The organism is Paraburkholderia sp. 31.1, assembly GCF_014397645.1.
Classification (GTDB): domain Bacteria; phylum Pseudomonadota; class Gammaproteobacteria; order Burkholderiales; family Burkholderiaceae; genus Paraburkholderia; species Paraburkholderia tuberum.
On record NZ_VZQN01000007.1, the window covers coordinates 86,545 to 109,156 of the forward strand.

Consider the following 22,612-nt stretch of genomic DNA (forward strand, 5'->3'; position numbering starts at 1 on the left):
GGCGCACGCGCTAGAAGACCTTTCCATGGCACAGATCAAACGTACGCTGAGCAAGACGGAGCAGCGGCGGCAAACGCGCAACACGGACCAGAGTGACGATGCCGGAAGTTGGGACGACAAACTTCTGGAAGCGGGGACACCGCTATGGGCGTCGAACTGGCTGCGGCTGGCAGTGACGCTATTGGCCGCGCTGTTGTTCACTTCTGCCATGACGGTCAATCTGGCCGCGTCGAAGCAATGGACGTTTGGCATCCTTTGCATGGTCGTCGCGGTTCTGCTGAACCGCATTCGCGGCAGGATCATCACGGTGTCCCTGGTGGCATTGTCGGTGTTTATGTCCTTGCGCTACCTGTACTGGCGCCTGACGCAGACGCTGTCCTTTACCACCTCGCTCGACATGACCTTTGGCTGCCTTCTGCTGCTGGCCGAAGGGTACGCGGTGCTCATGCTGTTGTGCAGCTACTTTCAGACGCTCTGGCCTCTGCATCGCCGGCCTGCGCGATTGCCGGCCGATAGCTCGGCATGGCCGACGGTGGATGTGTACATTCCCACGTTCAATGAGCCGCTGCAGGTCGTGCGGCAGTCGGTGCTGGCCGCCACGCTGCTCGACTGGCCGGCCGACAAGCTGCGCGTGTATGTGCTGGACGACGGCCGTCGTGACGAATTCCGGCAATTCTGCGAGCAGGCTGGCGTGGATTATCTGACCCGGCCGGACAACGCGCATGCCAAAGCAGGCAATCTCAACGCGGCACTCTCCAGGACGAGCGGCGAGTACATCGCAGTGTTCGACTGCGATCACGTCACCACGCGCTCGTTCCTGCAGGTCTGCATGGGTTGGTTCCTGAAAGATCCGAAGATGGCCATGGTGCAGACGCCGCACGTCTTCTACTCGCCCGATCCGTTCGAGCGCAACCTCGAAACCTTCCGCAAGGTGCCCAACGAGGGTGACCTGTTTTACGGCGTGCTGCAAAACGGCAACGACTTGTGGAATGCCGCTTTTTTCTGCGGTTCCTGCGCGGTGCTGCGGCGTTCGGCGCTGGAGGATGTAGGCGGCGTGGCGACGGAAAGTGTCACGGAAGATGCGCTCACCGCGCTCAAGATGAGCACGAGGGGCTACAACACGGCCTATCTCGCCATCCCTCAGGCAGCGGGTCTCGCCACCGAGAGTCTGGGGCGTCACGTCGGTCAGCGCATACGCTGGGCACGAGGCATGGCGGAAATATTCCGTCGCTTCAACCCGCTGTTGATCGCAGGGCTAACACTGCCACAGCGTCTGTGTTACCTGAGCGCGATGATGCACTTTTTCTTCGGCTTGCCGCGCATCGTGTTTCTGATCACACCGATGGCGTATCTGTTCTTTGGCGCGCACGTCTTTCATGCTTCCGCGCTGATGGTGCTGGCCTATGTCGTGCCGCACCTCGTCATTTCGAGCCTCGGCGCCTCGCGCATTCAAGGGCGTTTCCGACATTCGTTCTGGAGCGAAGTCTACGAAACGGTACTGGCCTGGTACGTGATTCTGCCCGCGTTGCAAGCCGTACTCTTTCCAGGCAGCAAAGGCTTCAACGTGACGTCCAAGGGCGGGGTGATCCGTCAGTCCTTCCTGGACTGGGCGATGGCCCGGCCCTACATCGTTCTGCTGCTCATCAATCTGACCGGATTCATGGTGGGTGTCGCAGGTCTGATCCGCAGTCCGGGCTGGCCCGAAGCGACGAGCATTCTGTTCAACCTGGTATGGGTAACCTACAACATCATGAACCTCAGCGCGGCCGCGGGCGTAGCGAGCGAATCGAGACAGTTGCGTCTCGCTCCGCGGGTCCAGATCGAACTGCCGGCCGCCGTGATTCACGCCGACGGAACTCGCATCGACTGTCAGACCAGCGACTATTCGCACGGTGGTCTGGGGCTGGTGCTGCCTGAGGGCGCACCGTTGCCGGAGCACGGCGATCGCATCACGGTGGCGGTGTTGCGCGACGACTACGAGGACGTTTTCCCGGCCGAAGTGCAGGTGTGCCGCGGACGCACCATCGGCGTGAGTTTTCCGACCCTGACGATCGCTCAGGAGCGCGCCTGGATAGGGGCGACGTTTTCGCGCGCCGACAGCTGGATCGCCTCATGGGGCAGCTATCGTCCCGACAGGCCGCTGCGAAGCCTGTTCGAGGTGCTCGGCATCGGCATGCGCGGCTTCGGGGAGTTGTTCCGGCATCTGTTCCTGGGTGGGCGTGAGCGCCTTGGCCGTTCGTCCGCAGACCCGGCAAGCGACTTGGGAACAAAGCAATCGTGAGTGTCGGCTACCTGTCGCTTTTGCGCTCCTTGACGAGCGCGCGCCGGTTGGGCGCGGTGTTGTGTTCGGTCCTGTTGCTCGGAGCGGGCGACGTGCTGGCCGCGACGGTGCCCGCTGCGTCGGCAGCGTCGTTCGCATCGCGGGCGTCTATGCCGGCGATGCCCGCGTCGGCTGCCCCGGTCGATGCCGTGCGGCAAAGCCCGCACCCGGAGCTCAGCGCGGCGGCGCCGGCCGACGCGTATACCTACCGGATCCCGCTGCTGCGGCAAAACGCGGAGCAGGGATTGACCTTGCTCGGCGAGGATGCCTATGCGGGCATGGACTTCGGTTTGCGCCGCGACGAGCGCGTGGTCAGCGCGCGGCTCGTGCTGGACTACAGTTACTCGTCCACATTGCTGCCTACGCTCTCGCATCTCAAGGTGTTGCTCAACAGCGTTGTGGGGGCGACCGTAGCGTTGCCCGAACCGGCGCCGCGGACGCCGGCGCATATCACTGTGGATCTGCCGGTGTCGCTGCTGTCCGGGTTCAACCAGCTCACCCTCGAGTTGATCGCGCATAGCAAGGCGAGCGATCAGGGCAACAATCCGCTGAGTTCCGACCTGTGGCTGAAGCCCGGGCCGGACAGTGCGCTGGAACTGACCGTGGTTCCGGCGACCCTGTCCAGTGACCTGTCGCAACTGCCCGCGCCGTTCCTCGACGTGCGCGATCTGCGCAGGGTGGACCTGCCCGTCGTGCTGCCGCCAGCGCCTCGCGCGCAGCGCCTCGAATCGGCCGGTATCGTGACCTCGTGGCTGGGTGCGCAGGCGGGCTATCGCGGTGCGCACTTCTCCGCGAGCCTGGGTGCGATACCCGCGCATGGAGATGCGGTGGTGCTCGCGCTGCCGGGCGAGGTGCCGGGCTTGACCCTGCCTGCGGTGGAAGGGCCGATGCTGGCCATCGTGCCCAACCCCAATGACGCTAACGGCAAGCTGCTGCTGGTCATGGGCCGCAACGACGCGCAGATCCGCGAGGCCGCGACCGCGCTGGTGCTTGGCGCGAAGACGCTGTCGGGCTCTCGGGTCAAGCTCGACGCCCCGGTTGCCGTTGTGCCGCGCAAGCCTTATGACGCACCCAACTGGCTGCCGGGCGACCGCCCGGTGCAGTTGGGCGAGATGCTAGCGGCGGACCGCTTGACGGTGCAGGGCTTTCGCCCTGGGGCGATCAATGTGGACCTGCGTCTGCCGCCGGGTCTGTTCGGTTTTGACAACAGCGGCGCGGTGCTGAACCTGCATTACCGTTATACGGCCCGTCCGGAGTCAACGCGCTCGGAGCTCGGTGTGCTGGCCGGCAACACGCCCCTGCAGACCTTGCCGCTGACAGGCGACGCGTCGGACGGTTATGCGGTGATACGCGTTCCGACCTATCTGCTGCCGCCGTTGACGACGCTGCAATTCGACTATCGCTACGAGTCCGTAGCGCCGCAAGACCACGTCGAGGACGTGCCCGGCGGCCCGCTCCTGAGCGCCATCGATCCGACTTCGACGATCGACATTTCCCAACTGCCGCGTTACGCAGCCATGCCGGATCTGCGCGCCTTCGCAGACGCAGGCTTTCCGTTCACGCGGATGGCCGATCTGTCCGAGACGGCGGTGATCCTGCCCGCACAGCCGGTCGCTGGCGACTATTCCGCTTACCTGACGCTGATGGGCAGCATGGGTCAAACCACGGGTTATCCGGTGCTGGGCGTGACGGTGGGCGATCCAGCGCAGGTTGACGCGCTGCGTCGCAAGGACCTGCTCGTGCTGGCGTCGGGCGATAACCAGCCCTTGCTCAAAGCATGGCGTGATGATCTGCCGCGCGGCTTCTTCGCTCCGGTTGCTTCATCGGACCGCTGGATCGCCGCGTGGTGGGAAAAGCTGACGGGTGGGCATGCGCAGGCTGAACGCGAGGCCGCCATCGCCGCACTGTATAGCAGCGACGACCATGACGGCATGTTGGCGGGACTCGAGTCGCCGCTGGCTCGCGGCCGCAGCGCGGTGGTCGTATCGGGCAATACGCCGGACGGTCTCGACGCTGTCGTGGATGTGCTGCAAGCCAACCGCTACCTCATCAGCAAGCGTCCGGACGACAGGATCAGCGGCAGCCTCGTGGTCGTGCATGACGGCACGCTCACCACGCTGAGCAACGATCAAAGCTATTTCATCGGGTCCTTGCCGCCTGGGCTCGCGCTCGAATGGTTCTTCGCGAGCCACATCCTGCTGCTGCTCGTGGCGACGCTCGCCAGCGTCGTGCTCATAGGTTTGCTCGGCGGCGTGTTTCTGCACCGGCGTGCCCTGAATCGATTAGACCTGGATATTCCCCAGACATCGCAACGTGAAGAAGGACGAAGAGGTTCTCATGTTTAGAAGACGGCCTGACATCTCCCGGGCACGCCTTGCGCGTTGCATGACTGCGCAACCAGTATGGCCGGCACTGTTGCTCGGTTGTATGTTTGTCACATCGACGCTAACCCAGGCCGCGCAACCAGCGGCGGCTGCCGCCGCTGCGCGGCAGGACGCGTCGGCTTCGGCCGGTGGCGCGGCCAACCCGTCCGCGGGGCCGGCAACGGCAGATAGCAACGCGGCGCCGCTGCAGTCCGCGCCGGACGCCGGAGCCGCTACCGCGGCTTCTTCGACGGTGACCTATTCGCTGCAGCAACTCGGCGCGCAATACGCGCTCAACCTGCGCGGCGTCGACGGCAGCAATACGCTGCCGGTCGGCGTGCGCGACGATCGGGTCGTCACAGGTGCGCGACTGAACCTGCGCTATGCCTATTCGCCGGCGCTGCTGCCCGATCTGTCGCACATCAATGTGCTGGTCAACGATCAGGTGGCGGCATCGATCGACGTGCCCAAAAACACGTCCGGCACCAACCTGCAGCGCACTATCACGCTGCCGCCGTATCTGTTCACCGCGAACAGCAAGCTGCGTCTGCAACTGATCGGCCACTACACCAACCAGTGCGAAGACCCGCTGCATTCGAGCCTGTGGGCCAACATCAGCAACGACAGTACGCTGAGCATCGACACCCAGCCGCTGGCGCAGGCCGGCGATCTGGCTCGCCTGCCGCGACCCTTCTTCGACGAGCACGATATTCGCCGGTTGAACCTGCCGTTCGTGTTCGCCGGCAATCCTGATACGGCCGCGCTGGAAGCGGCCGGCGCCGTGTCGTCGTGGTTCGGCGCATTGGCGAAATATCGCGGCGCGCAATTCCCGGTATCGATCTCTACCGTGCCTGCCAGGGGCAACGCGGTTGTCATCGTCGACAGCGCGGCGCAAGCGAGCCTGGCGGACTCGCCGCTGCAAGGTCCGACTCTCGCCGTCGTGACCAACCCCAACGATCCCAACGGCAAGCTGTTGCTGGTGATGGGCCGTGACGGCAAGGAACTCAAGCAGGCCGCCGACGCGCTGGTCACGGGCAGCCAGACGCTGTCGGGTTCGAGCGCGCTCATCACGCGGTTCGCCGAGCTCGCGCCGCGCAAGCCGTACGATGCGCCGCGCTGGCTGCGCACCGACCGTCCGATGTCGTTGGGCGAACTCGTCGATAGCAAACAATTGCAGGTGTCGGGCTACAGCCCCGATCTGATCCGCATCAATATGCGCGTGCCGCCCGACCTGTTCGGCTGGCATGCACCCAACGTGCGGATCGACCTGCATTACCGCTATACGCCGCAGCCTTATATGGTCAATTCGTCGCTGTTGTTCAGCGTCAGTGACCAGTTCATGAAGTCGATTCCGCTGCTCTCGCTCGAACGGCTCGAGGGCGGCAGCAAGCTGCGGGGTGAAGTTTTGCCCGACAGCAGCCTGCCGCGCCAGGCGAAACTGGAAGTGCCGCTGGAGGCGCTGTTGCAGCCGAATACCCAGTTGCAGTTCCGCTACATGTACGACTACATCAAGCAGGGCGAGTGCCGGGACATCATCATCGACAACGTGCGCGGCGCGGTCGATCCCGAATCGACGATCGATCTGTCACAGTATCCGCACTACATCGCCATGCCGAACCTGGCCTCGTTCGCCCAGGCGGGCTTCCCGTTCACGCGCATGGCCGACCTGTCCGGAACGGACGTCGTATTGGGCCCCAACGCGGGCACACCGGAATACAGCACGTATCTGGCGGTGATGGGCCGCATGGGCGACTCGACCGGCTATCCGGCACGCGGCGTCACCGTGCTGCGCGGTCAGCGCATCGACGCGATGCCGTCCGACAAGGATCTGCTCGTGATCGCCTCGGGTGCGGATCAAGCCTGGCTCAAGGACTGGGCGCGGACCATGCCCGCGGCGTATGACCACGGCGCGCAGTTCGCCGTATCGGATCTGCCGGGTCGCGTGCTGGGCTGGTTCCATGCCAACCCGCGGCTCGACGCCGAACCCCGCCGCCTGTCGCTGGCCTGGTCGGGGCCGGGCGTGAGCGCCGTGCTCGCAGGCTTCGAATCGCCGAAGCAAGCGGGCCGCAGCGTGGTCATGCTGGCCAGCAATCAGCCCGACGGCCTGACGGATGCGGTCTCCGCGTTGCTGGATGCGCCGAACTCGGGCAAGCAGCCCATCCAGGGAAGCCTCGTGTCCATCCGCGGCACGGAAGTCGATTCGCTCGTGAGCGAGCATACCTACTACGTCGGGCATCTCGGCATCTGGCGCGGCCTCGACTGGTGGCTGGCTTCATTCGGCCTGTCGCTCGCGTGGGTGCTGAAGGCGCTGGGCATCATCGCGCTCGTGCTGATCGCGGTTGGTCTGTTTTCGTTCTTGCGGCGCCGCCAGGCCCGGCGCGACGCTGAAGCCCGTGAGCGGCTGCGGGCATCGCGGCAGCAACAATCATAATCAAGGAAAGTCATGGTAGTCAGACGCAGCCGCAACCGGGCCTGGATTCTCGGACTGATGGTCGCCTCGGTCGGCCACCCGGGCTGGGCGCAGGATGCTACGTCCAACATGCTGCTGGAACAGGGCCGCTACTGGCAAACGCATGACAAGCCCGATCTGGCCGCGCAGTCCTGGTCGAAACTGCTGCTGAGCGACCCGAAGCAGCCCGAGGCGCTGTATGGGATGGGCACGATCGCCGTCGGCAAGCAGCAGTTCGCGGCGGCGAACGGGTATCTGGCCAGACTTCGTGCGGCTGCGCCGGGCAGCCGCTTCGTGCCGCTGCTCGAGCAGAGCTTGCGCCTCGCGGTCGAACCGGGTAAGTCCACCTTCGCCAAGGCGCGCCAGATGGCGCAAGACGCCGTCAACCAGAAGGATCAGGCCGCGTTGTTGGCGGCCATCGCCGAATATAACAAGGCCTTGGGCGGTAAAGCGCCGCAGGGCAGTGTGGCGCGAGAGTATTACAGCTATCTGGGCTATACCGATGGCGGTGTGGATCAGGCCATCCAGGGCCTCGAGCGCCTGAATGCCGAGACGCCGAACGATCCGAACACCATGTTGCCGCTGGCCCAGCATATGGTGCGCGACGAACAGGATCGCGCGGCGGGTGTCGCCCTTCTGGAAAAGCTTGCCGCTCGTCCGGACATCGGCGGCGAAGCGACCGAAGTCTGGCGCTCCGTGCTGACCTGGGTCACGCCCACGCCGAAAAACAGATCGTGGTTTGAAGACTATCTGAAGCTGCATCCGGACGACGACGAAATACGCCATCAGATGCTGGCGCCGCATTCGCTCGCAGCGGCCGGTCCGGTCGTGGATGCACGACTGACACGCGGTTTCGCCGCGTTCAAGTCAGGCGACATCACCACGGCCGAGCAGTCCTTTTCCGCTGTGCTGCGTGACAAACCCGACAGCACGGATGCGCTGGGGGGACTGGGCCTCGTGCGCATGCAGCAAGGCGACCTGGCGCAGGCGCAGACGCTGCTGTCGCGGGCGGTGTCGCGTCCGGGCGCGGGCGCGAACTGGGCCAAGGCCCTCAATTCCGCGCGCTACTGGCTGCTGGTGAACCAGGCCGAGGGCGCGCAAAACGTGGGCGACTTCGCCGCCGCGCGACGCGAACTCGATCAGGCGCTGCGGCTGGATCCAGCCGAGCCGGGCGGGCGCAATGCGTCGGCCCGGTTGGATGCGGCGCAGGGCGATCTGACGCGTGCTGAAAAGGGCTACCGCGACGTGCTGGCGACAAGCCCCGATAACCGCGAGGCGGCGAGCGGCCTCATCGATATCCTGGCGCAGACGGGACGCGCCGATGAGGCCCAGAAGTTGATCGACGGCATGTCACCCGAGCAGAAGGCCGGCATCGGCGGGCTCGATCGGCTGCGCGCCGCCGTCGCCGCCGCTCGGGCCGATGCCGCCGCGCAGCGTGGCGATCTGAGCACGGCCCGGCACATTCTGGAAGACGCCCAGCGCAGCGCGCCCGACAACCCGTGGATTCGTCTGGAGCTGGCGCGCTACGATCTCAAACAGGGGCATGCCGACGAAGCGAAGCAACTCGTCGACGGCCTGCTCGTCACGAACCCGGACAATCCCGAAGCGCTCTATGCGAGCGCGCTGCTGGCCATGCAGATGGGCGACTGGACGCGCGCGCAGGACACGATGACGCGCATCTCCACCGCCTCGCGCACGCCGAACATGGTTGCGACGGCGCAGCAGATCGATTTTCAGATGGTCGTGGCGCAAGCCTCGCAAACGGCGCTCGAAGGCAATCTGGAGGATGCGCGCAGTATGCTGGCGCGGCTCGAACCCGCGGCGGGTCAAGACCCGGCCAAGGTGGGCGCGTTGGCGCAGGCGTATGTCGACGCGGGCAACACGCCGCGCGCCATGAGCCTGATGCACGGGCTGATGCCTAACGGTCTGAAGGGCAGCGGCCCGGATGTGCAACTGGCTTATCTGGGCCTGTTGCTCAAGACCGGCCAGTATGTCCAGGCCGGGCTCGCGATGCGCGAGTTGCACGGCCAGACGCTGACCGCGGACCAGCGCCGGCAACTGGACGAGCTGAACTACCTCTACACGGTGCGACTGGCTGACCAGCAACGTCAGCAAGGTGACCTCGCGCAGGCCTACGACACGCTGGCGCCGATCCTCGCGAAGCGGCCCAACGACAGCCTCGCCACGGCCGCGCTCGCGCGCATGTACGCCGCCGATGACAAGTATGACCAGGCACTGTTGCTTTACCAGAAGGCGCTCGTCAACGACCCCAACAATCCGGGTTTGCAACTGGGCGTCGCGATGGCGGCAGTGCAGGCCGGCAAGAACAGCGTTGCCGATGCGGCATTGAAAGAGGCCGTTGCGAAGGCGCCCAACGATCCCGACGTGCTGGCCGGCGCCGCGCGCATTTACGTCATGCAGGGCAAGACCCGCGAAGCGCAGTCGCTGCTGGAATCCGCCATTGCCGCCAAGGAAAAGCGGCTCGGCGTGCAGGCGCAAGACGTCCACGTGGCGGGCAATCCCTTTGTCCACCACGACGACGCTCACCGTCGTCAGGACCGCCACCGTCGCCTGCCCGCTGCCGAAACGTTCGCCCCGCAACCCGCGGCGCCGGACAGCGTGCCGGCGAACCAGAAGCCTGGTTTCGGGCCCGCTGCTGCTCCGGCTGCTACCGCGGCGAGCGCGACTGCCTCGACCGTGACATCCACGGCTGCGCGCGAGCGCTCGTCCTCTGCTCCATCCGCTCTGCCAACCGTGGCGGGCACGCCGGTCGGCGGCCTGGCGCCGCAAGACACGGTCGCGGTGAGCGAGCCTCAGGACGGTTCGCCGTCGCTCGAGGAAATGCGTAATGAACTCAGCGACCTCCGTGCGCAGCGTTCACCGGAAGTCAGGGGTGGGCTGTTCGTCTCGTCGAACAACGCAGCACCCGGTACGGGTCAGTTGACGAGCGTGCAGCAAGCTCTGGAAGGGGTGCTGCCGGTCGACAACGGCAAGCTTTCCATTCGCGTCACGCCGGTTGAACTCGAGGGCGGCACGTTGGCTACCGACGTCTTCAGCGCCAGTCAGTTCGGCGGCGGCCCGGCCGCCACCCGGGCGCAGCAGGCCGGCAAGGTCGCCGCACCGGGCAAACAGACCGCCTACGGCGTCGGTCTGGGTCTCGGCTACGAGACTGGGAACTGGATGGCCGACATCGGCACCACGCCTTTGGGTTTCAAGTACACCAATGTCGTTGGCGGCGTGATGTTCAGGAACTCCATCGATGCCGGGCAGGGCAGTTGGTTCAACGTGGGCGTATCGCGCCGCGCCGTGACGGACAGCATCACGTCTTTTGCTGGCTCGACCGATTCGCGATCCGGCTTGAGCTGGGGCGGCGTGACTGCCACCGGCGTGCATGGTGCGATCGGCCTCGACAATCAGGACTACGGCGTCTACGGCTACGGTTCCGCGAAATACCTGGACGGCCATAACGTCCAGTCCAACGTCGGTGCCGAGGTCGGCGCCGGGACGTACTGGTACCTGCTGCGCACGGAAAACAGCATGCTGAGCGCGGGCGTGAACCTGAGCGGCATGATCTACGACCACAACGAAAACAACTTCACCTACGGCAACGGCGGCTACTTCAGCCCGCAGCGGTTCTATGCGTTCAACCTGCCGCTCACGTGGGCGCAGCGTTCGGAGCGCTGGACCTACAAGCTGCAAGCGGCCGTCGGCGTGCAGTACTACCACCAGGCCGGCTCGGCGTATTTCCCGACCGACAGCGGGTTGCAGGCCGCAGCAGTCTCAGCGGCTTCGACCATTGGCCTCGCCGACGGCGCGATCCATCCCGACCAGTCCTCGACCGGCTTCGGCTACAACCTGCTGGCCACGGCCGAATACCGCTTCACCAATCATCTGACTGGCGGAGCCTCGGTGGGCGCCAACAACGCGTCCAGCTACCGGCAGTGGGCGGCGGGCCTGTATCTGCGCTATACCCTTGCGCCGCAGACGAAGGCACTGGATATGCCGGTCATCCCTTACCAGTCGCATTACAGCGATCAGTAGCCCGCCATACTGATCGATCGGACATTGATTATTTTTCAGGAGTCGAAGAGTCATGCTTGCTTCCGTACTTGCTGGTCTCAGCATTCTCATAGTCGGCGATAGCCATCTGAGCGAACCCGGTTATCTCATCGATACGTTGCAGGATCAGTTGATCGCCGCTGGCGCGCAGGTGCATACCTACAGCGTCTGCGGCAGTATTCCCGGCGATTGGGTGAAGTCCGTGCCCGGCACATGCGGTGGCGCCGAGCGTAACGGCAAGGCGCCCCTGGTCATCGACCACAACGCGAAGACCCAACCCGTCGATCAATTGATCGCCGCGAACAAGGCCAAGCTCGTCATCATCGTCCAGGGCGACACGATCGGCGGATACGGCAAGGACGATTTCCCGAAGGCCTGGGCCTGGCAGCAGGTCACGGCGCTGACGCAAGACCTGGCCGCCAACAAGACGGCTTGCGTCTGGGTAGGGCCGGTCTGGGGCACCGAGGGCGGCAAGTATCAGAAGAGCTTCGCCCGTGTGAAGCAGCTGTCGTCTTTCCTCGCCGCCAATGTCGCGCCGTGTCAGTACATCGACTCGCTCACGTTTTCCAGGCCGGGCGAATGGGCGACGGTCGATGGTCAGCATTTGACGACGACCGGCTACAAGTACTGGGGCACGGACATCATGAAGGCACTGGTCAAGCTGCCTGTCGTTCCGCAGAAATGACGCGTCGGGCTTCGAGTTGCGCCTGCCCAGGTTTCCCGTTCGAGAAAAGAATGAAAAATTTCCTCTCCTCCCTGTTGTTGTCCGGCTTCGCTCTGTCCGGTCTCGGTTTGTCCGTGCAGCCGGCCATGGCCGCAGAAATTCCGCTATACCCGACCGGTCCCGCGGAGGACTCGTCGTTCGTGCGTTTTGTCGATGGCGGTTCGGGGCCGGTCGACGTGAGCGCGGCGGGGTCGAAAGCGCGTCTGACGCTCGACGCCGCGAACCCGGCCACTCACTTCCTTCCGATCGCCGCCGGCAAACCGGTGGCCGGCACACTGAGAGCCGGTAGCGCGCACCAGGACGTATCGGCGACGGTGCAGCCTGGCGAGTTCGTCAGCATCGTTGCGCTCGATGGCGCGGATAAAGCGGGTGGCCTGCATACGGTGACGGTCCGCGAAAAACCCGACGACTTCAATGCGCTCAAAGCTTCGGTGGCTTTCTACAACCTCGACGCTGGCTGCGCGACACCCACGCTGAAAGTGCCGGGTCGCGACATCGTGCTGCTCGACGGCGTGGCTGTGGGACAAGCCAGGCGGCGCCAGGTCAACCCGGTCGCCCTCTCGGTGCAGCTGGTCTGCGGCGGCCAGCCTGTGGGGCAGCCGCTCAGCCTGGGTACGCTCGCGGCGGGGCAGCGTTATACGGTGTTGCTCGTGCCGGGCGGGGCGCATTCGCGCATCTTCATGGCGAACGACGCGGTGAGCCACTGATCGCATTTGCGCCTCCTCCTTGAAAGCGACGCCGCTCATCGCCGATTTCCCGCTGGTCCCCGTTTGTCATCTGGTTACGACGGGCAGAGCGGGGTTCGGTGTGTTTCGCGATGGCGCGTCGGTCCAGATATCTTTTTCGATTGAGAACGATGCATGGTTTTCGCGTCCCTCGAATTCCTGACGCTGTTTCTGCCGGCCTTTCTGGCGATCTACGTCGCGTTGCCCGCGCGTTGGCGCAATGGCGTGCTGCTGTTTTGCAGCTGGCTTTTCTATGGCTGGTGGAGCCCGGTCTTTCTGCTGCTGTTCATCGCGCTGACCTTCTGGGGCTGGTTCGGCGGCATGGTCATAGACAGGGCGCCGAACCAGCGTGCACGCGGTGGCTGGCTGGCCGTGTTCATCGTCGTCAACGTCCTGATATTGGGCTGGTACAAGTACGCCAACATCGTGGTCGATAGTCTCGACAGTGTGCTGGGGGCAGGCCATGCAGGGTCCATCCCCTGGCGACACGTCGTGCTGCCCATCGGGCTTTCGTTCATCGTGCTGCAATCCATCTCCTATCTGATCGACGTGCAGCGCGGCACGGTGGCGGCCGATCGCAGCGTGATCCGTTACGGCGCTTATCAGGGGATGTTCGTGCATCTGATCGCGGGGCCGATCATTCGCTATGCGTGGGTGAGGCGCGAGCTGGTGTCGCGCGAGGTCGACTGGGACGGTTTTGCAGCCGGCGCAAGGCGGCTCATGGTCGGCATGAGCATGAAGGTGCTGGTGGCCGACACACTCTCGCCGATGGTCGACGCGATCTTCTCGTCGCACGCGCCCACGCTGGCCGACGCCTGGCTGGGCTGCGGTTTCTACACGCTGCAGTTGTTCTTCGATTTCGCGGGCTACAGCGCCATGGCCATCGGGTTGGGGCAGATGCTGGGCTTTCGCTTTCCCGAGAACTTCAACCATCCGTACCTTGCCAGCAGCATTCAGGATTTCTGGCGCCGTTGGCACCTGTCGTTGTCGAGCTGGATACGCGATTACCTGTACATCCCGCTAGGCGGCAACCGCCACGGTGAGTGGCAAGCCTGCCGCAATCTGTTGCTGACCATGGCGATCGCCGGCCTGTGGCACGGCGGCGATAGCTGGAACTTCCTGCTGTGGGGCCTCGCTCATGGCATCGCCCTGATGGTCGCGCGCCTCTGGCGCCGGTTCGATATGCCGACCATGCCGTCCTGGTTATCGCACGTGCTGACGCTGGTTTTCGTCATGCTCGCGTGGACACTGTTTCGCGCGGCGGGTTTTCCTGCCGCGCTCGCCATGTATCGCGGCCAGTTCGGTTTGAATGGCATCGGCCTGAGCGACGCGACGCTCGTGCTGCTGCGGCCCGTGCACGCTCTGGCTGCCGGGTTGGGCATCGTGTGCGTGCTGCTGCCGCTCTGGCAACAGCGTTGGGATAGCCTTCCCGACACGGCGCTACGGCAGCTATGGCAGGCGGGGTGGCCGCTAGCGGGTTTTCTGTTGTCGTTCGGTCTGATCGTCGCGCGCGGCGCGGTGCCTTTCCTCTACTTCCAGTTCTGACGCCATGGAAGATCCCAAGCCGCTACCTCAATTACCCGCCTCGCGCGCCAGCAAGATCGCTGCCGTCATCCTGATGGTCTTCCTGTTCGCGGGCCTGCTTTCCAATCTCAGGTTCGCGTCGACGACCGAATCGGTGTTGCCTCATGCCGTGACCCGGGCCGGCATTCTGGACGGTGCGGTATCGAAAGAACTCGCCAATCGCATGGCCGATACGCCGATCGCCGCCGACGCGGCGCGCGCGCAGCGTGCGCTGGGCTGGTTGACGCTGCACGATCTGGGGCCGCGCGTGCGGCAGGGCTGCCCGGGCTGGTTGTTCCTGCGCGACGAACTCAGCGTATATGCCGATAGCGACAGTCATCTCGCCACGCGCGCGGACACGGTGGCCGCCGTGCAGCGCGAGCTGGCGAGGCACGGTATCGCGTTGCTGGTCGTCGTGGTGCCCGACAAGTCGCGTATCGAGCCGCAACATCTGTGCAGTCTGTATCGTCCGGTTTCGTTGGGTGCGCGTCTCGCTGACTGGACCTCGCGTCTGACCGCTGACGGCGTGCAGGTGCTGGATCTCAGTGCGGCGCTGCGTGGCGCGCCGGGCGGCGCTTTTTTTCGGACTGACACGCACTGGACCGAGGACGGCGCGGGTGCCGCGGCGCAGGCCGTGGCGCAGCGCATCCGTGCGATGGGGGTCCCGCTGGGTTCGAGTAAGCCCGACTATCGCGTCACAGACAAGCCTCCCGGCCGGCGGCCCGGCGATCTTGTGCGTCTGGCCGGCCTGGATGATTTGCCGCCGTCCTGGCAGCCGAGGCCTGAGATTGCGGCCAGCCGTGACTACATTCCTCAGGCTCAGGCGGCCGCGTCAGCCGACGATCTGTTCGGCGATGCCGATCTGCCTGGCATCGCCGTGATCGGCACTTCTTATTCGACGACGTCCGATTTCGTGCCTCAGCTCGCTTTGGCACTCGGAACAGGCGTGGGTAATTTCGCACGCGAGGGCGGCAAGTTCGGCGGCTCGGCGCGCGCCTATTTCGCGAGTCCGGCTTATGCTCAGACACCGCCCAGGCTCGTCGTTTGGGAATTGGACGAACGGGATCTGCAGTCGCCGCTCGAAGCGGAAGATACGGTCGTCGTGCCGAAATCCAGCGCCATAGACTCACGGACTCCGCATGTCGAAGCCAGCACACTTTAACTGCCATAGCTTGATGGCGATGATGCTAGGGGCGGGCGCGCTGCTATACGCCGATCTGCCCATGGCTGCGCCGCTGCCGGTGATCATTACGGTGGATGCCGCGGCCAACCGGCATCCAATCAGCCCGCTCATCTATGGCTTGAACTTCGGGACGGCGGAAATCCTGCGGGATCTGCGCGTGCCGATCAACCGCTCGGGCGGCAACGCCGCTTCGGCTTACAACTGGCGGGTCGACGCACACAACACGGGCCAGGACTGGTTTTTCGAAAGCCTGCCGACCGATCCAAAAGACATCTACCAATATAACGACCGTTTCGCGGCGCTTACCCGTGACGGACACGCTTTACCGATGCTGACCATCCCGATGATCGGCAGGGTAGCGCGACTCGATAAGGACGGTAAGCCGCTCGTCAGTTTTTCGGTCAACAGGTACGGCAAGCAGCAGAGTGTCGACGCTCACGGTTTGTCTGACGCGGGCAACGGCATCGCACCCGACGGCACCCCTATCAGGAACGACCCGGACGATGCTTCGTTGCTGGACGATCCGCAGAGCCAGCAGGAGCGCGTCAGGCAACTCACGCGTGGATCCGGTAGTGCCGGCTCTGACGGTGTGCATTACTACCTGATGGACAATGAGCCGAGTCTGTGGCAACTCAACCATCGCGACATGCATCCCATCGGCGCCCATGCCAGCGAGGTAGCGAACAAGGTGATCGCCTATTCGCACGCCGTGAAGGCGGCAGACCCGGGCGCGCGGGTCGTGGCACCGGAAGAGTGGGGTTGGACCGGGTATCGCTTTAGCGGCTTCGATCAGCAGTACTTCGCCGCGCACGGTCAGGGCAATCCGCCGGACAGGGAAAACGAAACGCGAGGCATGGATTACGTCCCATGGCTGCTCACGCAATGGAAGCAGGCCGGCCGCCCTGTCGACGTTTTCAGCCTGCACTTTTACCCACAGGGCGGAGAATTCAAGGAAAACCAGAATGCGGCCACGGCTGAAACGCCTGCCATTGAACTCGCCCGTAACCGCTCCACGCGCGACCTGTGGGATACGAGCTACAAGGATCCGACCTGGATCAATAGCGTGGTGGCCCTGATTCCGTTGATGCGGCGGTGGGTCGACAGCTATTACTACGCGGGTACGCCGATCGCGCTGACGGAATACAGTTGGGGCGGCGATACGACCATGAACGGCGCCACGGCCCAGGCCGACGTGCTGGGCATCTTTGGCCGGGAAGGGTTGGACATTGCCACGCGCTGGGGCACATTGAATCGGGACATGCCGGTCTACAAGGCGATCAAGCTCTATCGCAACTACGATGGCCAGGGCTCGGGCTTCGGCACCACCAGCATCGCCGACACGCAGCCCGACCCGGATCGGGTCTCGTCCTTTGCCGCCGTGCGTGATCACGACCGCGTCATGACCATCGTGGTGATCAACAAGCAGCTTGATCAACCGGCTGACGCCACCATTGCGATCAACAACTTTGATGTGATTCAAGGCAAAGCCCAGACCTGGCAACTCATGGACAATGCCATATCCCGTCTGCACGACACCGACTATGCGAGCGGCCAATTGCACCTTACTCTGCCGCCGAAAACCGTAACCTTGCTGGTTTTGCACGGCGCGGGCCGGCAATGACTCCGTTACTCGCATGCTGGTGCGGGCCAATTCTGCGTGTTCGGCAAACGCTCAATGATCGTCAGCGACGCGGCACGCGTGATCGAGCAGCCCTTCGGCCGTGCCGCTGCCGCCTTCGATGTCGATACCGCTGTTGACGATCAGCCAGCCATCCCGAGCCGCGGACGGTCCCGCGCCGGTAACCAGGATGGTTTGCGTGGCCATCGTCGCCGGATCAGGATTGTCGCGGGCGACGATCCGGAACGGGTTGTCGGCGCCGCTCAGCGAGTTCACCCGCATGATCCTGTAGCGCTCGCCATCGAGCGTCTGCCAACGCCACTCGCCGGGCGTGTCGTGAGCGTGATCGGCGAGCGCGGCGCTGACTTCACGCCGCATGCAGTCGATGTGGATATGCAGCAGGTTTTGCGAGCGACGAGATTCGGAGTTGATTTCGAGGCCGAGCTGATCGTCGGGCAACTCGCGTTTGACCGCTTGCTGCACGTAATGACGCGAATCCCACGCGTCACGCCAGTAGTCCTTCGCATCGGGCGCGAGGATCAGCGGACTTTCGATGCCGGTGATGCGATCGGTCGGCATCAGCAGAAACTGCGAGCGGCCGAGAATGTCCTTCAGGACGACGTAGCGTTTGTCGAGATCGACGACCGTGCATTGACCCGGTGTGCCCGTTGCCTGCTGCGACGGCACGCAGCGGATGTCGACGATCTTCCACAGCGCGTTGGAATCGACCGTCGCGAGGCGCGCGCAGGCGCCGGCGGCGAAAGCGACCGCGAGCACGGCGCTCAAGTGAACGACGCGGCGTACGAGGCCGCGAGATGAGAGGGCGGTGGCGGGGTTCGTCATCGTCGCTTAGGGGGAGGTTCGGGCGGGCGAAGCGTCGGAATGCGGGCTGCAACGCGCAGGCATTAAAGCACAAACCTGATGGCGCGCACGTGAAACACGGGCTTCAAAGCACCGGCGCGGGCAACGTTCCCAGTACCTGTTCGAACGCGACACCGATGGCCAGCAGGCGCCTGTCCGAGCCGAGCGGTCCATCGAGTTCGAGGCCGACCGGCAGCCCGCTCGCGCTGATACCCGCCGGCAGCGACAGCCCCGGAATGCCGGATGTGCTGGCCGGGTCGGTATTACGCAGGAACGCTTCCATCGTATCGATCGGTGGGCCGCCGTCGATCGTGACCGTCGACGAACCGTTCAGATCGTCGATCGGTACCGCGACGAGCCGCGTCGTCGGAAACAGCAGCGCGTCGAGACCGGCATTCGCGAACGTCGCGGCGACGTAGTTCCGCAGCCGCGGTCGCCAGTAGTTGAGCGCCGCCGAGTAGTGCGAGCCGAGCACGTCGGCGAGCACGTCGTCGTAGATCGCGCGCACATCCGGGCTCGCGATGCGCACGGCCAGTGCGGCGACGGTTTGCACCGGCGCCCGATTCGCGACCAACCACGCGAGCACGTCGTCGCGCGCTTCGTGAATGGCGAGCGGACCGCCGACCATCCCGTTCAGATACTCCAACTCATGCATCGCGACCGGCACGAACGTGACGCCCGCCGCTTCGAGCTTTTGCAGTGCGGCGCGCGCGACGTCCTCGACCTGTCGCTCGAGAGCATCCCACAGCGGCGCGGGCAAGCCGATGCGCAAGCCATCGAGCGCAATCGCAGGCAACGCGCCGTCGCCGGTGATCACGCCGTCGAGCAGCGCCAGGTCGGCGACGCTGCGTGCCATCGGCCCGACGGTATCGCGCGTATGGCTGATCGGCACCACCGCGTTGGGGTCGTGATAGCGCCGCTCGGCACCGCCATTGCCGACTGATGGACGCAAGCCCGCGGTGCCGGTCAGCGCGGCCGGGATGCGGGTCGAGCCGCCAGTGTCGGTGCCGAGTCCGGCGGGCGCGATGCGCGCGGCGATCGCCACCGCGGTGCCGCCCGACGAGCCGCCCGGTATCAGCGACGGATCGTACGGATTGCGCACCGGCCCCGCGTGCGCGGACAGGTTGGTACTCGTGATGCCGAACGCGAGTTCGTGCATGTTGGCCTTGCCGAGCACGATCGCGCCCGCGTCGACGAGGCGTTGCACCGATGGGGCGTTGGTGTTCGGCACGAAGCCCGCGAGCGCGGGCGTGCCGGCCGTCGTCGGTAGACCTGCGGTGTTGATGTTGTCCTTGACGACGATCGGCAAACCGGCGAGCGGCAGACGTGCCCGCTCAGCCGGCGGCAATGCGTCGATGCGCTGCGCCGCGGCGAGCGCGCCGTGGAAGTCGAGCGTGGTGAGCGCATTCAGGTGCGTGAGCGCGGCGGCGCGCGCGAGCAGGGTGGCGACGTAGTCGGCGGCTTTGAGGCGGCCCGATTGCAGCGCCTCGACCGCTTGTGTCGCGCTGAGCGCGAGCTGTGCGTCGACGGTCCATGTCATGACCGGCGTCTCCGTATCGATGGGTGCGTCGCGGGCGGCGCGAGTTTCGACTGCATCCGTCGAAGTAGCGGACAGGTCACGCGGGCAGACAGCGAACGCAAGGGTTCGCCTATTCTGGCACATCCGCCTCAAACCCGATGCCGGGCGATGCGCAACGCTTGTCGTGCTCGCTGTCATCGACATCGATGCGCTCCGGGATCGCCTTATTGGTGATTATCGATCCACATACGCCCCCAGTCCGACGCGTAGGCGAGCGCATGCTCTTCGTCGAAGAAGTAGTCGAGCGCGTCGAACGAATAAGCCTTGCGCGTATTCTCGTCGCGCTGCTCGATCGTCAGATTGGCGGCGAATAATCCGTTGGGGAGCAGTTGCGTTGCCGCTTCGACCTCGTAGCCCTTGTAGCGGATGTGTGAGTTCATGATCTTGACTTGTCTGTGTGCCCGCGAATGTCGTGCGGAATACCAATGCGTGTGGCGCGGCCCTGTCGTTGCCATAGGTGAGTGAAGCGGCGGGCAGGTCAAGCGTAGGGCGCGCTCTGCAGCGGTTGAACCAATCTTTCGTCGAAAGCAAACCAGCGCGGGGCCGCAGTGGTAATCAGAAGCCCGGATTGGATCGAAGTCGCTGTGTCCGGTGACTCTATTCGCGTGGAGGCACGGTGTCTGTTATGTGGCGCACGGTCGCTCGGCGCAAAGCGTGGCGCCGCGCGCGATTGCGGCGGCGTCACGGTGCCTGGGGAGTATTCAGACCGCGTGCAGGACGCGCGCGGGACGACCGTCAGCGGCGATGGAGGTGGCGGGGCTCGGTGCGCAGGCCAGGCTCGCAGTCGCATGGCTCGACGCGGCGGGCGCTTTGCAATGCACGTGAGCGCGCGGCCGATAAGCATATGGCGAACCGTTGGTTGGGCGCGTGCGGGTCTGACGGTAAGATGGGCTCGTCTCCTCCATGACATCTCCTTAGACATGGGACTCGGTCTCGCTACGCAAGTGGTGGGGCCTTTTTTTCGTGGGCCGTTGGAGGACAATGCGCCGCCGTGCCATCGCGGCAATGCCGGCATGCGCGTGCTTGCGTGGACGCCGGGTCACGATGACGCCGCTTTTAGCATGCTACGATGCCCGCAGTGATTTTTCGCGAGATCGAGTCCAGCATGGCAACCCTGTATGAGACGCTCGGCGTGCCCGCGCACGCCACCGACGACGAAATCAAGCGGGCCTACCGGAAAGCCGCGATGAAGTGGCATCCGGACCGCAACCACGGTGCCGAGGACGTGGCGCGCGCGGCGTTCCAGGAAATCAAGGACGCGTACGCGATCCTGTCCGATGCCGAGCAGCGCAACGTCTACGACGCGGTCTACACCGAGCAGATGCGCGAGTGGGAGGCGCAGCACACGCGTCGGCAACGCGCGCAGGCGAAGCGCGAGGCAGCGGCGCGCGCGGCCGACGAAGCCGCGTATGCCGAGATGGTGTCGATCGCGATCCGCTTCGCCGACCAGGGCCACAATCGCGACGTGCTGTTCGGCGTGCTGCTCGGGCGGCAATGCGAACCGCAGCGCGCCGCGCAGATCGCCGACAGCGTCGCGGCGTTGCAGGCCGCGCGCCGCGACGAGGCGGACGCCGCGCAAAACGCCCAGCGCGCGGGAAAGACCGCGAAGAGCGCGCAAGCGGCGCAAGCCGAGGCGTCCGAGCCCGAACTGGCGGACCGCGCGCAAGACACCGGCGCGGCCTCGCAAACCGCCCCTCACGACACGCAGCCTTCCAGACGCGAGAACCATGCGAAGCGCGATGAAACCGTCAGCGACATGCATCCGGCCGGCGCGCTCGGCAACCTGTGGTTTCAGTTCCTCAACAGCCTGAAGTTCTGACCCGCCGCCGACGGCGACCGGGCCAGGCCCATCGTGCCGGACCGGCGGCAGCGTCGGTTGATCTGGCAAATATTGACAGGGTGCTGAAACAGTGGGCCGGACACTGGTACACTGCCCATCGTTCGCAAAGTTGTGCTCTGTGCCCGTGAGTCGAGATACCTGGTGCGAATCCCGAGGCGCAAATAATAAAGACGCCGTAGTGTCACGGGGGCGCAAGACTGGAGCGGCACAATTCCGCCCAGAGGCCAATAAAAAACATCGGTACGGGGTAAGCGTGTCCAGAAAATATAAGGTGTTGTTTCTCTGCCGCGATAATTCGATCCGCAGCATCATTGCCGAAGCTTTACTGCGCGAACTGGCGGGGCACCGGTTCGACGCGTTCAGCGCGGGCCCTGAACCGGCCGCGCGCCTTCATCCACTCGCGGTCGCGCAATTGCGGCCCGGCATTTCCGGGCGCGCGGTGCTGAGCCCTAAAAGCTGGCTCGAATTCACCGGCGAATGGGCGCCGCGCATGGATATCGTGATCGCGCTCGACGAATTCGTCGGCGGACTGCACGCGCCGGTATTTCCCGGCGCACCGGCGTTCGTCTATTGGACCATTACCGATCCGCTCGCGGGCGGCCACGGGTCCGCTGACGAGCAGGCCTGTCTTTTCGACAAGACCTTCTGGCAGATCGTCCGGCAGGTCAGCGCGCTTATCGAGCTGCCGCAATATGCGCAGCCTGCCTCGAATCACGCGAATCTCGTCGATGCGGCGAATGCCGTCAATGCGGGGAATACGGTGAATGCCGTCAATGTGGCAAGCGGTGGCGCAAAACCGGTGCGTGGCACGGCGGTTCGTTTCGAAGCCGCAGCCATTGTGCCCGCGCCTTCGAGCGTGGCGGCCTGCACCTAGCGGTTATTCGGGCGCCCGAGCCGCGTGCCGGCGAACGGGTCGTTCGACCAGTCCACCTGTTTTTTCGGTTGGGGCGCGGGCGCCGGTTTTGCGGCCAATTCGAAATGCTCAATGCTCTGGCCGGCACTAATAGCCTGCTTCAACCATTGCGGCATTTCGCCATTGCCGTCCCAGCTGTCTCCGGTCGCATTGCGATAGCGCTCAGCCTTTTTGGCCAATGACTCGGTCGCCAGCGCTGCGGCAAGGTCTTCTGGTCTGATACCAAACTCTTCCATACGATGGCGGAGATAGGCAATCATGCTATCTCGCTTCCTTTCGTCCATAGGATATTCGTCCTTCTAAAACGTGCAGCGTGCTGTCGAAGACAGATTGCGGGGAAAAAGCTGCGAAGCATCGAGCCCGACTGAATGGGGCCGCCCCGCGGTGGGGTTGTCGATTGACGGAAATGCCATGT

The 22,612-nt window shown here is 64.7% G+C and carries 15 protein-coding genes; 11 read left to right on the forward strand and 4 right to left on the reverse strand.

Translation table 11 applies throughout. The features are described 5' to 3' along the window. Positions 1-25 precede the first annotated feature (25 nt). From bcsA to F6X37_RS06690, 9 genes are all read left to right on the forward strand, one after another. The gene (bcsA, locus tag F6X37_RS06650; RefSeq protein ID WP_187610746.1) at positions 26-2,281 is read left to right on the forward strand and encodes a UDP-forming cellulose synthase catalytic subunit; all 2,256 of its coding nucleotides are present in this window, start codon (positions 26-28) and stop codon (positions 2,279-2,281) included. Continuing rightward, on the forward strand, positions 2,278-4,665 hold the full coding sequence (gene bcsB / locus F6X37_RS06655; protein WP_187610747.1) for a cellulose biosynthesis cyclic di-GMP-binding regulatory protein BcsB: 2,388 nt from the start codon (positions 2,278-2,280) through the stop codon (positions 4,663-4,665). The genes bcsA and bcsB (F6X37_RS06655) overlap by 4 nt, the downstream gene beginning before the upstream one ends. A gap of 82 nt (positions 4,666-4,747) precedes the next feature. Continuing rightward, positions 4,748-7,114 (forward strand): cellulose biosynthesis cyclic di-GMP-binding regulatory protein BcsB, encoded by a 2,367-nt coding sequence (bcsB, locus tag F6X37_RS06660; RefSeq protein WP_187610748.1) that lies wholly within the window; start codon positions 4,748-4,750, stop codon positions 7,112-7,114. A gap of 57 nt (positions 7,115-7,171) precedes the next feature. After that, positions 7,172-11,173, forward strand: coding sequence for a cellulose biosynthesis protein BcsC (locus F6X37_RS06665; RefSeq protein WP_187610749.1), 4,002 nt, complete (start codon positions 7,172-7,174; stop codon positions 11,171-11,173). A gap of 52 nt (positions 11,174-11,225) precedes the next feature. Beyond that, the gene (locus F6X37_RS06670; RefSeq protein WP_090806600.1) at positions 11,226-11,876 is read left to right on the forward strand and encodes an SGNH/GDSL hydrolase family protein; all 651 of its coding nucleotides are present in this window, start codon (positions 11,226-11,228) and stop codon (positions 11,874-11,876) included. 50 nt (positions 11,877-11,926) lie between these two features. Continuing rightward, the gene (locus F6X37_RS06675; RefSeq protein ID WP_187610750.1) at positions 11,927-12,622 is read left to right on the forward strand and encodes a cell division protein FtsQ; all 696 of its coding nucleotides are present in this window, start codon (positions 11,927-11,929) and stop codon (positions 12,620-12,622) included. A 153-nt stretch (positions 12,623-12,775) separates the two neighbouring features. Beyond that, a complete protein-coding gene (locus F6X37_RS06680) occupies positions 12,776-14,185 on the forward strand; it encodes an MBOAT family O-acyltransferase (protein ID WP_187610751.1) in 1,410 nt (469 codons plus the stop codon). Between the two features lie 4 nt (positions 14,186-14,189). After that, the gene (locus F6X37_RS06685) at positions 14,190-15,365 is read left to right on the forward strand and encodes an alginate O-acetyltransferase AlgX-related protein (RefSeq protein WP_187610752.1); all 1,176 of its coding nucleotides are present in this window, start codon (positions 14,190-14,192) and stop codon (positions 15,363-15,365) included. Next, positions 15,343-17,007, forward strand: coding sequence for a glycoside hydrolase family 44 protein (locus F6X37_RS06690; RefSeq protein ID WP_187610753.1), 1,665 nt, complete (start codon positions 15,343-15,345; stop codon positions 17,005-17,007). Before F6X37_RS06685 ends, F6X37_RS06690 begins: the two co-directional genes overlap by 23 nt. A gap of 51 nt (positions 17,008-17,058) precedes the next feature. Here F6X37_RS06690 and F6X37_RS06695 read toward each other — a convergent pair whose 3' ends face one another. The 3 genes from F6X37_RS06695 to F6X37_RS06705 form a co-directional block, all read right to left on the reverse strand. Next, positions 17,059-17,847 carry a CDP-diacylglycerol diphosphatase gene (locus F6X37_RS06695; protein WP_187610754.1) on the reverse strand — a complete coding sequence of 263 codons (789 nt, stop codon included), beginning with the start codon at positions 17,845-17,847 and terminating at the stop codon, positions 17,059-17,061. Positions 17,848-17,950: 103 nt separating this feature from the next. Beyond that, a complete protein-coding gene (gene iaaH / locus F6X37_RS06700; RefSeq protein ID WP_187610755.1) occupies positions 17,951-19,405 on the reverse strand; it encodes an indoleacetamide hydrolase in 1,455 nt (484 codons plus the stop codon). A 203-nt stretch (positions 19,406-19,608) separates the two neighbouring features. Continuing rightward, positions 19,609-19,824 (reverse strand): hypothetical protein, encoded by a 216-nt coding sequence (locus F6X37_RS06705; RefSeq protein WP_008917353.1) that lies wholly within the window; start codon positions 19,822-19,824, stop codon positions 19,609-19,611. Between the two features lie 725 nt (positions 19,825-20,549). Between F6X37_RS06705 and F6X37_RS06710 the strand changes: the two genes are divergently transcribed. Both F6X37_RS06710 and F6X37_RS06715 read left to right on the forward strand, forming a co-directional pair. Beyond that, positions 20,550-21,263 (forward strand): J domain-containing protein, encoded by a 714-nt coding sequence (locus F6X37_RS06710; protein WP_176078937.1) that lies wholly within the window; start codon positions 20,550-20,552, stop codon positions 21,261-21,263. A gap of 91 nt (positions 21,264-21,354) precedes the next feature. After that, positions 21,355-22,158 (forward strand): arsenate reductase ArsC, encoded by an 804-nt coding sequence (locus F6X37_RS06715; protein WP_316251944.1) that lies wholly within the window; start codon positions 21,355-21,357, stop codon positions 22,156-22,158. Here the strand turns inward: F6X37_RS06715 and F6X37_RS06720 are convergent. Continuing rightward, positions 22,155-22,481 carry an H-NS family nucleoid-associated regulatory protein gene (locus tag F6X37_RS06720; RefSeq protein ID WP_184011295.1) on the reverse strand — a complete coding sequence of 109 codons (327 nt, stop codon included), beginning with the start codon at positions 22,479-22,481 and terminating at the stop codon, positions 22,155-22,157. The two genes, F6X37_RS06715 and F6X37_RS06720, sit on opposite strands and share 4 nt — an antisense overlap. Between the last annotated feature and the right edge of the window lie 131 nt (positions 22,482-22,612).

Bases quoted from the DNA above. Each gene is read 5' to 3' on its own strand.
- F6X37_RS06695 (WP_187610754.1), bottom strand. From the start codon at position 17,847: ATGACGAACCCCGCCACCGCCCTCTCATCTCGCGGCCTCGTACGCCGC.
- F6X37_RS06670 (WP_090806600.1), top strand. From the start codon at position 11,226: ATGCTTGCTTCCGTACTTGCTGGTCTCAGCATTCTCATAGTCGGCGAT.
- F6X37_RS06685 (WP_187610752.1), top strand. From the start codon at position 14,190: ATGGAAGATCCCAAGCCGCTACCTCAATTACCCGCCTCGCGCGCCAGC.
- iaaH (WP_187610755.1), bottom strand. From the start codon at position 19,405: ATGACATGGACCGTCGACGCACAGCTCGCGCTCAGCGCGACACAAGCG.
- bcsA (WP_187610746.1), top strand. From the start codon at position 26: ATGGCACAGATCAAACGTACGCTGAGCAAGACGGAGCAGCGGCGGCAA.
- F6X37_RS06720 (WP_184011295.1), bottom strand. From the start codon at position 22,481: ATGGACGAAAGGAAGCGAGATAGCATGATTGCCTATCTCCGCCATCGT.
- F6X37_RS06690 (WP_187610753.1), top strand. From the start codon at position 15,343: ATGTCGAAGCCAGCACACTTTAACTGCCATAGCTTGATGGCGATGATG.
- F6X37_RS06675 (WP_187610750.1), top strand. From the start codon at position 11,927: ATGAAAAATTTCCTCTCCTCCCTGTTGTTGTCCGGCTTCGCTCTGTCC.
- F6X37_RS06665 (WP_187610749.1), top strand. From the start codon at position 7,172: ATGGTCGCCTCGGTCGGCCACCCGGGCTGGGCGCAGGATGCTACGTCC.
- bcsB (WP_187610748.1), top strand. From the start codon at position 4,748: ATGTTTGTCACATCGACGCTAACCCAGGCCGCGCAACCAGCGGCGGCT.
- F6X37_RS06705 (WP_008917353.1), bottom strand. From the start codon at position 19,824: ATGAACTCACACATCCGCTACAAGGGCTACGAGGTCGAAGCGGCAACG.
- F6X37_RS06680 (WP_187610751.1), top strand. From the start codon at position 12,776: ATGGTTTTCGCGTCCCTCGAATTCCTGACGCTGTTTCTGCCGGCCTTT.
- F6X37_RS06710 (WP_176078937.1), top strand. From the start codon at position 20,550: ATGGCAACCCTGTATGAGACGCTCGGCGTGCCCGCGCACGCCACCGAC.